The sequence below is a fragment of the Mycolicibacterium novocastrense genome (genome assembly GCF_001499835.1).
GTDB lineage: Bacteria > Actinomycetota > Actinomycetes > Mycobacteriales > Mycobacteriaceae > Mycobacterium > Mycobacterium novocastrense.
The window spans coordinates 93,901-108,103 of record NZ_LQIH01000005.1; the positions used below are offsets into that span (position 1 = coordinate 93,901).

Here is a 14,203-nt window from a genome sequence, read left to right on the forward strand (position 1 = left end):
CCATGGGCCGAACTGACGAACTCTGGCGCTACGACGGGCGTCGGGTGGTCGTCACCGGATGCGCCTCGGGCATCGGTGCTCACGTCGCCCGTCAGGTCGCCGACCTCGGTGCGGAGGTGATCGGACTCGACATCAAACCGCCGACCGACCCTGTCGGCGAGTTCGTCGAACTCGATCTGTCGGATCCGGGGTCGATCGAGCGGGCGGCCGACGCCGTCGGCGAACCGATAGACGCGTTGTTCAACGTCGCCGGGGTGTCGTCGGGGATCAAGGACCCGCTGCGGGTCGTGACGATCAATTTCCTGGGCACCCGGCGGTTCACCGAGGCGCTGGTGCCGCGGATGCGCGCCGGGTCGGCGATCGCCAACGTGTCATCGCTTGCGGCGTCGGCGTACCGGCAGAACGCTCCGGTCACCGCCGGGCTGGTCGACACGGACTCGATCGAGGCCGGAATCGAATGGTGTCAGCGCCATCCCGAAGCGCTGGCCGACGGCGGCGGTTACCGGCTGTCGAAGGAGGCCATCATTCTCTACGGCATGGCACAGGTCAACGCGTTGGGAGCGAGGGGAATTCGCATCAACTGCACCGCACCCGGGGTGACCGACACCCCGATCCTCGACCAGTTGCGCAGCGCGTACGGCCAGGAGTTCCTCGACTCCTTCCGGACACCGCTGGGCCGGGCCGCCGAGCCGGCCGAGCAGGCCAGCGTCCTGACCTTCCTCAACAGCAGGGCGGCCAGTTATCTGACCGGCCAGGTGATCTGGGTGGACGGCGGCACCACGGGAGAGACGGACCTCGCGGGATCGGTTCGGCGGCGGTGAAGTGGAAGTCGGCACGGTGAAAGGCAATCCATGGCCAGCATGAAGGAGTTCCGTCGCGTCGCAGACGACGTGCGCAACTGGGGCCGTTGGGGTGACGACGACGAGCTCGGCACGCTGAACTTCATCACGCCCGACAAGGTCGCCGAAGCGGCCTCACTCGTGAAGAAAGGGACGGTGATCCCGCTCGGGGGCGACTTCGGATCGAACGGCCCGCAGGGCGCGTTCCAGTTCCGGCCGAACCCCACCCATGTGATGACGGTGGACGGCGGTGACGCGAACACCCTGGCGCAGTACGGTCCTCAGTGGCTGCGCAACTCGGTGGCCCACCAGCTCAGCGAATTCTTCGTGGACAACCCGTTCCGCTTCAACGACGACATGATCGTGATGCCGCTGCAGGCGGCCACGCAGTGGGACGCGATCTCTCACGTCTACTACGAGGACAAGCTCTACAACGGTTTCCCCGCGGATTCGGTGACCAGTTTCGGGGCGTTTCGACTGGGGATCGAGAAGGTCGACGTCAAGGGCATCACCTCACGGGGTGTGCTGCTCGACGTGGTCAAGCACCGCGGCGCCGACGTCTTTCTCGAGCCCGGAAATCCCGTGACACCGGCAGAACTCGACGACATCGCCAAAGCCCAGGGCATGACGATCACCCCCGGGGACATCGTCGTCGTGCACACCGGGTGGTGGACGCGGTTCCTGTCGACCGGCGACGGCGCCGAGCCGGGGTCCGGGTTGGACTGGACGTGCGCTCGATGGCTGCACGACCACGATGTCGCCGCGGTTGCTGCCGACAATCTCATGGTCGAGGATCCCGATCCGGCCAACGGAGTGGAAGGCACGTTCCTGCCCATGCACATGATCTGCCTGCGCGACATGGGCCTGATGTTCGGCGAGTACTGGGACCTCACCGGCCTGGCGGCCGACTGTGCCGCCGACGGTGTCTACGAGTTCCAGTTGATCGCCCCGCCGTTGAAAGTCGTTGGCGCGGTGGGCGCACCCGTCAGCCCGATCGCAATCAAGTAGTGGGTGAGGAAATGACTGCAAGCACCAGAACCGGCGGTGCGCCGTTCGTCGTCGGACTCGGCGGCACCCTCCGGGCGAATTCGTCGACCGAACGCGCGCTGCGGTACTGCCTGGCGGCCGTCGAGCAGCAGGGCGGGCGGACGCGGCTGTTCGCGGGACCCGACTTGGACTTACCGATGTACGCCCCGCACTCGCTGGAGCGCACGCCTGCGGCCCTCGAGCTGGTCAGCGCGCTGCGCGATGCGGACGCCGTGGTCGTCGGCTCGCCCGGCTACCACGGAGCGATTTCAGGACTGGTGAAGAACGCGCTGGACTACATCGAGGATCTGCGGGAGGACGCCCGCGTCTACTTGGACAACACGCCGTGGGGCTGTATCAGCTGCGCGTACGGCTGGCAGGCGGCGGTCAACACGCTTGGGCAGTTGCGGTCCATCGGGCACGCGCTGCGGGCGTGGCCGACTCCGCTCGGCGTGGCCATCAACTCCGCCGACGAGATCTGGGACGCGGCAGGGGAGTTGATCCATGACGCCACCCAGAACCAGCTGGACATGCTCGCCACGCAGGTGCTGTTCTTCGCCAAGGCCGCCCGGGAGACGGCGTGACACAGCCCCATCGCAAGTCGGTGCTGGTCGACGGGCTCGTGACCGGCTATCTCGAAGCCGGACAAGGGGATCCGGTCGTCCTGCTGCACGGTGGTGAGTTCGGCGCAGGCGCCGAGATCGGCTGGGAGCACAACATCGCCGCGCTCGCCACGGGCTACCGCGTGCTCGCGCTCGACATGCTCGGGTTCGGTGAATCGGCGAAGGTCATCGACTTCAACGACGGCCGCGGTATGCGGATCCGGCACATCGCGCGGTTCTGCGAGGTCGTCGGTGCCGAATCGGCGCATTTCGTGGGCAATTCGATGGGGGCGGTGAACCTGTTCGTCGACGCCACGTCCGAGGCGCCGGTGCTGCCCGCCCGCAGCCTGGTGACCATCTGCGGAGGCGGCGAGATCCAGCGCAACGAACACTCGGCCGCGTTGTACGACTATGACGCGACGTTCGCGGGGATGCGCAGGATCGTCACCGCGCTCTTCCACGACGCCTCCTACCCCAACGACGAGGCATACGTCCAGCGTCGCTACGAAGCCAGCATCGCGCCCGGCGCGTGGGAAGCACTGGCGGCGGCGCGGTTTCGGCGCCCCGGCCTGGAGGCCCCACCGCTGCCGTCGAGCGCGCGCGCCTACGAGCGCATCAGCGTGCCGACTCTGGTGGTCGAGGGTGGCGGTGACAAGCTGCTGCCCCGGGGATGGGCGGCCGAGATCGCGGGACAGATCCGCGGGGGCCGCTCCGCGGTGATCGACGCGGCCGGGCACTGCCCGCAGATCGAACAACCGGACGCGGTCAACGAACTACTGCTCGGCTTTCTGGCCGACTTACACGAAGGGGCGGCATGACCGGCGAACTCGAGGGCAAGGTCGCGGTCGTCACCGGCGGCTCGTCCGGACTCGGTGAAGGGTTGGTGCGGCGGTTCTGCGCCGAGGGCGCCAAGGTGGTCGTCGGTGACATCGACCGCGAGGGCGGCGCCCAACTCGTCGCCGACCTCGGCAAGTCCGTCCGCTTCGTCGAGACCGATGTGGCCGAGGTCGAGCAGGTGACCCGTCTGGTTTCCACCGCGGTCGAGGAGTTCGGCGGGCTGCACGTGATGGTCAACAACGCGGGCGTATCGGGCAAGATGTTCCCCAAGTTCCTCGACGACGACCTCGCCGACTTCCACCAGGTGATGGCCATCAACGTGCTTGCGGTCATGGCCGGTACGCGCGATGCGGCCCGGCACATGTCCGAACACGGCGGCGGGTCGATCATCAACCTGACCTCGATCGGCGGCATCCAGGCCGGCGGTGGGGTGATGACGTACCGGGCGTCGAAGGCTGCCGTCATCCAGTTCACCAAATCGGCGGCGATCGACCTGGCCCACTACGAGGTTCGCGTCAACGCGCTCGCTCCGGGCAATATCCGGACCGCGATCGTGCGCAAGTCGGCGACGGGGGAGGACCTCGAACGGCTCGAGGCGTTCGAGGCCAAGATTCGCGAACAGATGCGCAACGACCGGCCCTTGAAACGCGAGGGCACCGTCGATGACGTCGCCGAGGCCGCGCTGTACCTCGCCGGGGACCGTTCCCGGTATGTCACCGGAACCGTCCTTCCCATCGACGGCGGTACCAGTGCCGGGAAGGTGATCGTCCGCAAACCGAAGTCATGACGGCCACGACAACTTTAAATCAGTCGCTTGACTTAAGGGCCTGGGAGCGGTTGACTGTGACGGTGACCACTGCCAGAAGCGTGCGCACCGAACGAGCCAGCACCACGCGGGAAGCGATCTTGGCCGCCGCCGAGCGACTGTTCGCCGAGCACGGTGTCTATGCGGTATCGAACCGTCAGGTCAGTGAGGCCGCAGGTCAGGGCAACAATGCCGCGGTCGGCTACCACTTCGGCACGAAGGCCGACCTGGTGCGGGCCATCGAGCAGAAACACCGCGTGTCGACCGAGCGTCTGCTGTCGCGGATGGTCGGCGAGATCGGCGACTCGACCGATCTGCGCGACTGGGTCGCCTGCCTGGTGCGTTCGCTCACCGAACACCTGGCCCAGATCGGGACCCCGACGTGGTACGCGCGCTTCGCCGCGCAGGCCCTGGCCGACCCTGAGTATCACAAGATCGTGGTGAAGGGTGCTCTGGAGTCGCCGTCGGTGCAACGCGTCGTCGTCGGCATCACCCGCTGCCTGCCGGACCTGCCGCCCGCGGTGGTCACCGAACGAAACATCATGGCCCGCAACCTGATGATGCACACCTGCGCCGATTTCGAACGTGCCTTCGCCGAGGGGGCCGACATGCCGCGCACCACCTGGAACTCAGCGGCATCGGGGCTCATCGACGCGATCGTCGGGTTGTGGCAGGCGCCTGTCACGGAGCACCCGACATCATGAAACTGACTGTCGATCAAGACAAGTGTGTGTCATCCGGTCAGTGCGTGCTCAACGCAAGCGAAATCTTTGACCAGCGCGACGACGACGGTGTCGTGGTCCTGCTGAACGCCAGCCCGGCGGACGACCAGGCCGACGACGCCCGCAAGGCGGCGGCGGCCTGCCCCGCACTCGCCATCCACATCGAGGAATGAGAAGGACTGAATGTCTGAGACCTTGACCGGAACCCCCGACGTCTCCGCGGATATCCCCGAATACCCGATGGAGCGCGACGCCCGCTGCCCGTTCGCCCCGCCGCCGCAGATGCTCGAGATGGGTGAGGTCAAACCGCTTTCGCGGGTGCGGATCTGGAACGGCACCACTCCGTGGCTGATCACCGGGCACGCGGTGGCCCGCGAGTTGTTCGCCGATTCCCGGGTCAGTGTCGACGACCGGATCGAGGGCTTCCCGCACTGGAACGAGCACATGCTGTCCACGGTGTACAAACGGCCGCGCTCGGTGTTCACCTCCGACGCCGAGGAGCACACCCGGTTCCGGCGGATGCTGTCCAAGCCGTTCACCTTCAAGCGGGTGGAGGGACTGCGGCCCGCCATCCAGGAGGTGACCGACGAGTGCATCGACAACATCCTCGCCGGTCCGCAGCCCGCCGACATCGTCAGCAAGCTGGCACTGCCGGTGCCCACCCGGGTCATCAGCGAAATGCTCGGTGTGCCTTACGAAGACCATGAGTTCTTCCAGCACCACGCCAATGTCGGCCTGGCCCGCTACGCCTCGGCCGAGGACGGGCAGAAGGGTGCGATGAGCCTGGCGAAGTACCTGAGCGACCTCGTCAAGACGAAGATGGAGAACCCGTCGGAAGACGCGGTGTCCGACCTCGCCGAGCGGGTGAACGCCGGCGAGATCAGCGTCAAGGAGGCCGCGCAGCTGGGCACCGGCCTGCTCATCGCCGGCCACGAGACCACCGCCAACATGATCGGTATCGGCGTGTTGGCGCTGCTGGAAAACCCCGAACAAGCCGCGCTGCTGCGGGATTCCGACGATCCGAAGTTCATCGCCAACGCGGTCGAGGAGCTGATGCGCTATCTGTCGATCATCCAGAACGGCCAGCGCCGCGTCGCGATCGAGGACATCGAGATCGCCGGTGAGACGATCCGCGCGGGCGAGGGCATCATTCTCGACCTGGCGCCTGCCAACTGGGACGCGACCGCCTACCCCGAACCCGACAAGCTCGACCTGAGCCGCGACGCCGGCCAGCAGCTCGGCTTCGGCTACGGAAGGCATCAGTGCGTCGGTCAACAGCTGGCCCGTGCCGAACTGCAGATCGTGTTCCACACATTGCTGCGGCGCATACCGACGCTGCAGCTGGCCGTGCCGTTCGAGGATGTGCCCTTCAAGCATGACCGGCTCGCCTACGGCGTCTACGAACTTCCGGTGACCTGGTAGTCAGGTCCGTTCCCCAGCCCGATTGGAGTGTCAACGATGTCAGCACCAACTACCGCCACCCTGTATCCTCCGGAGGGTTTCGGCGCCCCCAAGCACCGCAAGGGCCACGCCACAGGCGATTTCGGGTTGCCCACCGGCACCGAGATCTTCTCCGCGGACAACCACATCTCGGTGGCCGACGACATCTTCTACGACCGCTTCCCCGAGGAGCTCAAGGGCGCCGCGCCACGCATCTGGTACGAGGACGGCGCCTACATGGTCGGCATGAAGGGCAAGGCCTGGACCGGCGGCGACTTCGGTCGCGTGCTCATGCAGTACGACGACCTCGCGGGAGCGGCGTCCAACAACATCGAGGCCCGCGTCCGTGAGCTCAAAGAGGACGGTATCGACAAGGAGCTGGCGTTCCCCAACGCGGTGCTGGCGTTGTTCCACTACCCGGACAAGGCCCTGCGCGAGCGCGTTTTCCGGATCTACAACGAGCACATCGCCGATCTGCAGGAACGCAGCAAGGGCCACTTCTACGGTGTCGGGCTGATCAACTGGTGGGATCCCAAGGGCACCAGGAGCACGCTGGAGGAACTGAAGTCGCTGGGGCTGCGGACGTTCCTGCTGCCGCTGAACCCCGGCAAGGACGACGACGGCAACATCTACGACTACGGCAGCACCGAGATGGACGCGGTGTGGGACGAGATCGAGGCCGCAGGCGTGCCGGTCAGCCATCACATCGGTGAAACACCGCCCAAGACGCCGTGCCAGCACAACAGCGTCGTGGTCGGGATGATGGTCAACGTCGACTCGTTCCGCGAGCAGTTCGCCAAGTACGTGTTCTCCGGCATCCTCGACCGTCATCCATCACTGAAGATCGGCTGGTTCGAAGGCGGTATCGCCTGGGTGCCAACGGCTCTGCAGGACGCCGAGCACATGCTTGCGTCGTATCGGCACATGTTCAACCACCAGCTCGAGCATCCCGTGCGGCACTACTGGGACAACCACATGTGCGCATCGTTCATGGTCGACCCACTCGGCCTGGAGCTCATCGACAAGATCGGCGTCGACAACGTGATGTGGTCGTCGGACTATCCGCACAACGAGTCCACATTCGGCTATTCGGAGAAATCGCTGAAGACGGTCGTGGACGCGGTCGGACCCGAGAACGCCGTGAAGATCGTGTCCACCAACATCAAGAATTTCCTGGGGATCTCGTGACCACATTTGCACCGCAATCGACGTCGATCGACATTCCGGACGTTCCCGACCTCGGCCGGATGTACCGCGAATGCGGTGCGCGGCTGCGCGACTCGATGAAGGACAAGGGTGTCGACGCGCTCGTCCTGCTCGGCAACGGCAACGTCGTATATGCGACCGGCGTCAGCTGGCCGCTGCTCGACGCCGGGCTCTCACACGTGGAACGCCCGGTGGCGATCGTGCTCGCCGACGACCCGCATCCGCACCTGTTCATGCCGTTGCGGGAGGGGTCGTCATCGCAGTGCGAGGTACCCGAGGACCATGTGCACGGGCCGCTGTACCTCGAATTCGACGAGGGCGTCGAACAATTCGCCAAGGTGCTGGCCGATCTGGTTCCTGCCGGAGGCAAGGTCGCGGTCGACGAGCTCACCGGCGCCATGCGCCGCGCGTCGGCAACGTTGTTCCCGTCGGGTCCTCCGTCGGACGCCGCGCAGGTCGTCGGGCCGGCCAAGCTGGTCAAGACGCCCGATCAGATCTCGTGCGTCCGAACCGCCTGCCGTATCACCGAAGAGGCGATGGTCGATGTGCAGAAGGCGCTTGCCCCCGGCGTTCGGCAGGTCGACCTTTCGGCGGCGTTCGTCCGGCGTGCGTTCGAACTCGGCGCGACGGCCAACATGCTCGAGGCCATCTGGCAGGTGATGCCCACGACGAAGACCAGCGGTTCGGTCTGGACCACCACCGGAGACCTGGCGCTGCCCTTGTTGACCACCGAACGGGAACTCGAACGCGGCGACGTGTTGTGGACCGACGTCAGCATCACCTACAAGGGATACTGCTCCGACTTCGGCCGCACCTGGCTGGTCGGCGACGAGCCGGACGACCGTCAGCAGGCGCAGTACGAGAAGTGGCGGGAAATCCTGTCGGCCGTGCTGTCGGTCACCAAGGCCGGCGCCACGAGCGGTGACCTGGCCCGCGCGGGGATCGCCGCCAACGGCGGCGCCAAGCCGTGGCTACCGCACTTCTACCTCGGTCACGGCATCGGCACCAACGCCGCCGAAATGCCGATGATCGGAACGGATCTGGGTGAGGAATTCGACGACAACTTCGTGTTCCCGGCCGGGATGCTGCTCGTGCTCGAACCCGTGGTGTGGGAGGACGGCACCGGTGGCTATCGAAGCGAGGAGATCGTGGTCATCACCGACGACGGTTATCAGTCCATCACCGATTACCCCTACGCCCCCTACGGACGGAACTGAACTGAATGGCACTCGAGATTCTGCCTGACGCAGCCGATCTGCGGCGCGGTCGCCGTGAGCGCGCGCTGGCCCAGATGGAAGAACGCGACATCGACATCCTGGTGCTGGGCCGGCAGGCCAATGTGCGCTATGTGACCGGTGCCCCGCAGTTGTGGGTGGCGGGCACCCGGCCGTTCGGACCGATCTGCGAGGTCGTCCGCTCGACCGGCGAAATACACCTCAACAGCACCTGGGACGAGGGCATCCCCGACGAGATTCCCCACGACCACCTCTACGGGCTGGCGTGGAATCCGATGACACTCGTCGAGGTGCTCAAGGCGCTGCCCGGGGCCGCCACCGCCAAGCGGGTGGGAACCGATTCGCTGACACCGACATTCGCGCAACTGCTGCCGATGGCGTTTCCCAACGCCGAACTCGTCGACGCCGAGCCGGCGCTGCGGGCGGCACGGCGGATCAAGACTCCCGACGAGATCGCGGTGCTCCGCGGCGCGCTCAGCGTGGCCGAAGCGGCGCTGGATGCCGCCCGAGCCGAGTTGGCGGCCGGAACGACCGAGAAGTCGCTGACCGGTGCGCTGATGGAAGCGATGGCCGCCGGCGGGGTCACCACGCCCGCCACCCAGGACGGCGCCTGGGTGACCAGCAAGGAACACCCGTGGCGGCGTGCCCGCAGCGACGGCCGTATCGAAGACGGCGATCTGGTGGCGTTCTCTGCCGGTGCCCTGGCCGACGGCTACGTCGGCGAAGTCGGCCGCACGTGGCCCGTCGGTGAGGTGGAAGGATCAGCGGTCCCGCGGCTTTACGATCGCTGGAACCGGCTGTGGGACAACCTCTTGGACGCGTGCCGGGCGGGTCGTCCCGCGAGTGGGCTGCTCACCGCCTACGAGGCGGCCGGCGAGCCGCTGCCCTCGATGCCCGTCGCCCACGGCCTCGGCCTGGGCTACGACTCGCCCGTCGTGACCCTGGCCCTGCGGTCCACCATCGCCGACGAACTGCTCGAACCCGGCATGGTGCTCGCGGTCAGCGGCTACGTCTGGCAGCAGGGTGTGGGGGCCGTCTTCAGCCGCGATGCCGTGCATGTCACCGCCGACGGGGCCGAGGTGCTGACCTCCAGCCCGCTCTGGAGTGGTGCGGGCGTCGGAATCGGTTGACGCGACATGTCGGATACCGGGAGTCGGCCCGCCCCTGAGGAAATCGTCCTCTACGAGAAGGACCCGGCGACCAAGATCGCGACCATCACGTTCAACCGGCCGGAGTACCTGAACGCACCGACGTCGGCCGCGCGGTTGCGGTACGCCGACCTGCTGCGGGGCGCCACCGTCGACGACGATGTGAAGGTCGTGGTGATCCGCGGTGTCGGCGAGAATCTCGGCAGCGGCGCAGACCTGCCGGAGTTCATGGACGGTGACGAGTCAGCTCGGTTGGCCGAGCTTCGGGTGGACGATCCGGCCGTCGCCTACCCGCCGAAGGGTTCGTTTCGGCACGGCGCGACGATGGGGCAGTGGTACGCCAACGCCGCAGCGGGCAACCGGGCGTTGCAGGAACTCAAGAAGATCAGCATCGTCGAGGCCAAGGGCTACTGCTATGGCTGGCACTTCTATCAGTGCGCCGACGCGGACCTGGTGATCTCCAGTGACGACGCGCTGTTCGGCCATCCGTCGTTCCGGTACTTCGGCTGGGGCCCGCGGATGTGGACCTGGGTGATGACCATGGGGCTGCGGCCATTCCAGGAGATGGTGTTCACGGGTCGTCCGTTCACCGCCGAGGAGATGCTCGCGTGCAACTTCCTGAACAAGGTGGTGGCGCGCGACCAGCTGGAGGACGAGGTCGCCAAGTATGCCCACGCGTGCGCGCGGAACCGGCCGGTGGACAGCGTCTTTCAGCAGAAGATGTTCTTCGAGGTGGTCAAGCAGTTCCAGGGCGAGTATCTAGGCAGCCTGCTGTCGGCGATGTTCGAGTCGATGGGCGGCGTGGCGCGGCCGGACGGTGACGACTTCATGCTCGCCGATGCGATCGATGTGGGCCTCGCGGACGCCGTCAACGATAACGACGACAAGTTCCCGCCCGAGTTCCGGCTGAGCAAGGCCAACCGCAGAAAGAAGGATTAGTGCCGGCGCTGGACGAGTACACCATCGTTGACCTGTCGAGCGGAATCGCGGGCGCCTACGCCACCAAACTGCTCGCCGACGGCGGCGCCACCGTGATCAAAGTCGAGTCGCCGCAGGGCGATCCGCTGCGGAACTGGTCCGCGTCCGGTGCGCACATCGAGCCCGGCACCGACGGGGCACTGTTCAGTTTCCTGGCCTGCTCGAAACAGAGCGTCGTCGTCGACCCGCAGCGCGCCGACGATCTCGAGGTGCTGCGCGCGCTGGTGCGGTCGGCCGATGCGGTGGTGTGGTCGCGCGGGTCGGAGGTGGCGGAGCTCGGCGAGTTCTCCCCGGCCGCGCTGGCCGACGCCTACGGTCATCTGACCGTCACCGCGATCACCCCGTTCGGGCTCGACGGACCCTGGGCCGACAAACCCGCCACCGAGTTCACGCTGCAGGCGTGGTCGGGCGGCGTGATCGGACTGGGCCGGGGAGCCCCGGATCGCGCGCCGCTGTTCGTCGCGGGTCAGATCGGGGAGTGGCTCGCGGGCGCGTACGCGGCCGCGGGCACCACGACGGCGGCGTCGGGTCTGGTCGACGTCTCGATCCTCGAAGCCCAGATCCTCTGCCTGACTTACTATTCGGTGTCGTTCAACGACGCGCTCGGGCGTCCGTTCCGCGACCGTCGCCGGTTGACCGTCCCCGGTGTCGCGTCCGCGGCAGACGGGCTTGTGGCGTTGGGGTGCGGCACCGCGCAACAGTGGTTCGACCTGTGCGCGATGGTCGGCCACGACGAGTGGATCGACGAGGGCGGCGATCTGTCGATCACCGAACAGGCCAACATCCACGCCGAGCAGATCTACGAGTGGGTGCGGGAGAACCGCGTCGAGGACATCCTCGAGCTGTCCAGCGCGTTTCGGATTCCGAATGCACCCGTCGGAAACGGCGCCACCGTCACCGGTTTCGACCAGTTCGTCGAACGCGGCACGTTCGTCACCAATCCGCGCGACGGCTTCACCCAGCCCGGGCCGCCGTACCGCACCACACCGTCGCTGCTGCGCGAGCCACAGCCCGCGCCCCGGCTCGGCGAGCACACCGATCTGTACCGTTCGCGAACGGTACAACAGGGTCGCGATTCCGCCGGGGACGCGACCCTGGGGTTGCTTCCGCGAACGGTACAACAGGGTCGCGATTCCGCCGGGGATACGACCCTGGGGTTAGTTTCGCGAACGGTACAACAGGGTCGTGATTCCGCCGGGGATACGACCCTGGGGTTGGTTTCGCGAACGGTACAACAGGGTCGTGATTCCGCCGGGGACGCGACCCTGGGGTTGGTTTCGCGAACACCGTTCGAGGGGCTACGGGTGCTCGATATGACGAGCTTCTGGGCCGGTCCGTCGTGCACCCACATGCTGGCGCTACTCGGCGCCGAGGTGATCCACATCGAGTCGACGGCGCGGCCCGACGGCACACGGCTCATCGCCGGGGTGCCGATCACCGAGGAGCAGTGGTGGGAACGCTCGCCGATCTTCTCCGGCCTGAACACCAACAAGAAAAGTGTCACGCTCGACATCCGGTCGGAGCGCGGCGTCGAACTGCTGCGCCGGCTGATCACGACCTGCGACGTCGTCGTCGAGAACTACACCCCGCGGGTACTCGATCAGATCGGTCTTGACTTCGATGCCGTGCACCGGCTGCGCCCCGACGCGATCGTGATGCGCATGCCGGGCTTCGGGCTCGACGGGCCGTGGCGCGACAAGCCGGCGTTCGCCTACGTGATCGAGGACTGTTCAGGGATCACCTGGTTGACCGGCCATCCCGATCAGAATCCGGTCGAGCCGTACTCTGTCGGCGACCCCAACGCGGGGGTGCACGGGCTCAACGCGCTGATGCTCGCGCTGGCGCACCGCAGGCGAACGGGCGAAGGCGTCCGGATCGAGGCCGCGATGGTCGACGCCGCGCTCAACGTCGCGGCCGAGCAGGTCATCGAATACTCGGCCTACGGGAATCTGCTGCAGCGGCAGGGCAACCGGGGGCCGGCCGCCGCGCCGCAGAACCTGTACCGCACCCGTGAACTCGACGAGTTCGGTCGCCCGGACGACTGGGTCGCCATCGCGGTGGCCACCGATGACCAGTGGGTGGGCCTCCTCGACGCCCTCGGGCGCCCGGCGTGGGCGACCGACGAGATGACCACGGTCGACGGGCGCCGCCGCAACCACGACACCATCGACGAGCAGCTGAGCGCCTGGTGCGCCGAGCGCACCGGTGGCGAGATCGTCGAAACGCTCTGGGCGGCAGGGGTTCCGGTGGCCAAGGTGATGCAACCGCACCGTGTCGGCGACCTTCCGCAGCTGGTGTACCGCGGCTTCTACGAGGAGGTCGACCATCCGGTCAACCCTCCGGCGCGGCACAGCACGCTGCCGATGCGCCTCGCGTCGGTGCGCAGCTTCCACCACAGCCCCGCACCGCTGCTGGGACAGCACAACCGCGAGGTCCTCACCGGTCTCGGGCTCAGCGAGGACGAGATCGCGGAACTGGAGGAGCAGGGGGTCATCGGATCGGCTCCCGCGGGTCTCACCATTCGCACGACCAAAACTGGTTGACTCGACCCGTGGCCATCGATCCGTCGGACATCCTGCTGACCGGGCGCGTCGCGGTCGTCACGGGCGGCGGCGCCGGTATCGGCAAGGGAATCGCCGAAGGGCTCGCCGCCTTCGGGGCGTCCGTCGCGATCTGGGAACGTGATCCAGAGACCTGCGCCGCGACCGCCGAAAGTATCGGCGCGCTGGGCGTCGTCACCGATGTACGCGACAGTGCGCAGGTGGACACCGCGCTGGCCACCACCGTCGGTGCACTCGGCGAGGTGTCGATCCTGGTTAACAACGCCGGCGGGGTGTTCAACTCGCCGATGCTCGAGACGACGGATAACGGCTGGGATGCGCTGTATAAAGCCAACCTTCGTCACGTCCTGTTGTGCACCCAACGCGTCGCGCGCCGGCTCGTCGAGGCGGGCAGGCCCGGCAGCGTCATCAACGTGACCTCGATCGAAGGTGTGCGCGCCGCACCCGGATACGCCGCCTACGCCGCGGCCAAGGCGGGCGTCATCAATTACACACAGACCGCTGCGTTCGAGCTTTCACCGCACGGCATCCGCGTCAACGCGCTCGCCCCGGACCTCACGCTGACCGAGGGGCTGATGCAGATCTCCGGCGGGACGTTGAACCCCGACATCGCCCCCGGCATACCGATGGGCCGACCGGGTCATGTCGACGAAATCGCGAGCGCCGCAGTATTTCTGGCCTCCGACATGTCAAGCTACATCACCGGCCAGACGCTCCACGTCGACGGCGGGACTCACGCGGCGGGCGGCTGGTATCACCACCCGCAGACGGGCAGGCCGACGCTCGGCCCGCCGGGGTGATTTC

The 14,203-nt window shown here is 66.9% G+C and carries 14 protein-coding genes; all 14 read left to right on the forward strand.

Annotated elements, in window-relative coordinates; translation table 11 throughout:
* The first annotated feature begins 2 nt into the window (after window positions 1-2).
* The 14 genes from AU072_RS05920 to AU072_RS05985 are packed head-to-tail and all read left to right on the forward strand — an operon-like array spanning window position 3 to window position 14,199.
* Window positions 3-821 carry a coniferyl-alcohol dehydrogenase gene (locus AU072_RS05920; RefSeq protein WP_064412914.1) on the forward strand — a complete coding sequence of 273 codons (819 nt, stop codon included), beginning with the start codon at window positions 3-5 and terminating at the stop codon, window positions 819-821.
* 30 nt (window positions 822-851) lie between these two features.
* On the forward strand, window positions 852-1,847 hold the full coding sequence (locus AU072_RS05925; protein WP_064412915.1) for a cyclase family protein: 996 nt from the start codon (window positions 852-854) through the stop codon (window positions 1,845-1,847).
* 11 nt (window positions 1,848-1,858) lie between these two features.
* Window positions 1,859-2,449: an NADPH-dependent FMN reductase gene (locus AU072_RS05930; RefSeq protein ID WP_064346551.1), complete on the forward strand. Its 591-nt coding sequence runs from the start codon at window positions 1,859-1,861 to the stop codon at window positions 2,447-2,449.
* Window positions 2,446-3,285: an alpha/beta fold hydrolase gene (locus tag AU072_RS05935; protein ID WP_064412916.1), complete on the forward strand. Its 840-nt coding sequence runs from the start codon at window positions 2,446-2,448 to the stop codon at window positions 3,283-3,285. Before AU072_RS05930 ends, AU072_RS05935 begins: the two co-directional genes overlap by 4 nt.
* Window positions 3,282-4,091 (forward strand): SDR family NAD(P)-dependent oxidoreductase, encoded by an 810-nt coding sequence (locus AU072_RS05940; protein WP_064412917.1) that lies wholly within the window; start codon window positions 3,282-3,284, stop codon window positions 4,089-4,091. The genes AU072_RS05935 and AU072_RS05940 overlap by 4 nt, the downstream gene beginning before the upstream one ends.
* Window positions 4,088-4,813, forward strand: a complete 726-nt coding sequence (locus AU072_RS05945; protein ID WP_064412918.1) for a TetR/AcrR family transcriptional regulator — start codon at window positions 4,088-4,090, stop codon at window positions 4,811-4,813. The genes AU072_RS05940 and AU072_RS05945 overlap by 4 nt, the downstream gene beginning before the upstream one ends.
* Entirely contained in the window at window positions 4,810-5,004 is a 195-nt protein-coding gene (locus AU072_RS05950; RefSeq protein ID WP_064346517.1) for a ferredoxin, read from the forward strand. The genes AU072_RS05945 and AU072_RS05950 overlap by 4 nt, the downstream gene beginning before the upstream one ends.
* Window positions 5,005-5,014: 10 nt before the next feature.
* Window positions 5,015-6,253 (forward strand): cytochrome P450, encoded by a 1,239-nt coding sequence (locus AU072_RS05955; protein WP_064412919.1) that lies wholly within the window; start codon window positions 5,015-5,017, stop codon window positions 6,251-6,253.
* Between the two features lie 36 nt (window positions 6,254-6,289).
* Window positions 6,290-7,459, forward strand: coding sequence for an amidohydrolase family protein (locus AU072_RS05960; RefSeq protein WP_064412920.1), 1,170 nt, complete (start codon window positions 6,290-6,292; stop codon window positions 7,457-7,459).
* 59 nt (window positions 7,460-7,518) lie between these two features.
* Window positions 7,519-8,694: a M24 family metallopeptidase gene (locus AU072_RS05965; protein WP_235629937.1), complete on the forward strand. Its 1,176-nt coding sequence runs from the start codon at window positions 7,519-7,521 to the stop codon at window positions 8,692-8,694.
* 5 nt (window positions 8,695-8,699) lie between these two features.
* Window positions 8,700-9,842, forward strand: a complete 1,143-nt coding sequence (locus AU072_RS05970; protein ID WP_064412922.1) for a M24 family metallopeptidase — start codon at window positions 8,700-8,702, stop codon at window positions 9,840-9,842.
* Between the two features lie 6 nt (window positions 9,843-9,848).
* On the forward strand, window positions 9,849-10,799 hold the full coding sequence (locus tag AU072_RS05975; protein ID WP_064412923.1) for an enoyl-CoA hydratase/isomerase family protein: 951 nt from the start codon (window positions 9,849-9,851) through the stop codon (window positions 10,797-10,799).
* A complete protein-coding gene (locus AU072_RS28540; protein ID WP_064412924.1) occupies window positions 10,799-13,381 on the forward strand; it encodes a CaiB/BaiF CoA-transferase family protein in 2,583 nt (860 codons plus the stop codon). The genes AU072_RS05975 and AU072_RS28540 overlap by 1 nt, the downstream gene beginning before the upstream one ends.
* Window positions 13,382-13,389: 8 nt before the next feature.
* Window positions 13,390-14,199 (forward strand): SDR family NAD(P)-dependent oxidoreductase, encoded by an 810-nt coding sequence (locus AU072_RS05985; protein WP_064412925.1) that lies wholly within the window; start codon window positions 13,390-13,392, stop codon window positions 14,197-14,199.
* Window positions 14,200-14,203: the final 4 nt, after the last annotated feature.

Coding starts and splice junctions, on each gene's coding strand:
- AU072_RS05920 (WP_064412914.1), top strand. CDS start 3: ATGGGCCGAACTGACGAACTCTGGCGCTACGACGGGCGTCGGGTGGTC.
- AU072_RS05925 (WP_064412915.1), top strand. CDS start 852: ATGGCCAGCATGAAGGAGTTCCGTCGCGTCGCAGACGACGTGCGCAAC.
- AU072_RS05930 (WP_064346551.1), top strand. CDS start 1,859: ATGACTGCAAGCACCAGAACCGGCGGTGCGCCGTTCGTCGTCGGACTC.
- AU072_RS05940 (WP_064412917.1), top strand. CDS start 3,282: ATGACCGGCGAACTCGAGGGCAAGGTCGCGGTCGTCACCGGCGGCTCG.
- AU072_RS05945 (WP_064412918.1), top strand. CDS start 4,088: ATGACGGCCACGACAACTTTAAATCAGTCGCTTGACTTAAGGGCCTGG.
- AU072_RS05950 (WP_064346517.1), top strand. CDS start 4,810: ATGAAACTGACTGTCGATCAAGACAAGTGTGTGTCATCCGGTCAGTGC.
- AU072_RS05955 (WP_064412919.1), top strand. CDS start 5,015: ATGTCTGAGACCTTGACCGGAACCCCCGACGTCTCCGCGGATATCCCC.
- AU072_RS05960 (WP_064412920.1), top strand. CDS start 6,290: ATGTCAGCACCAACTACCGCCACCCTGTATCCTCCGGAGGGTTTCGGC.
- AU072_RS05965 (WP_235629937.1), top strand. CDS start 7,519: ATGTACCGCGAATGCGGTGCGCGGCTGCGCGACTCGATGAAGGACAAG.
- AU072_RS05970 (WP_064412922.1), top strand. CDS start 8,700: ATGGCACTCGAGATTCTGCCTGACGCAGCCGATCTGCGGCGCGGTCGC.
- AU072_RS05975 (WP_064412923.1), top strand. CDS start 9,849: ATGTCGGATACCGGGAGTCGGCCCGCCCCTGAGGAAATCGTCCTCTAC.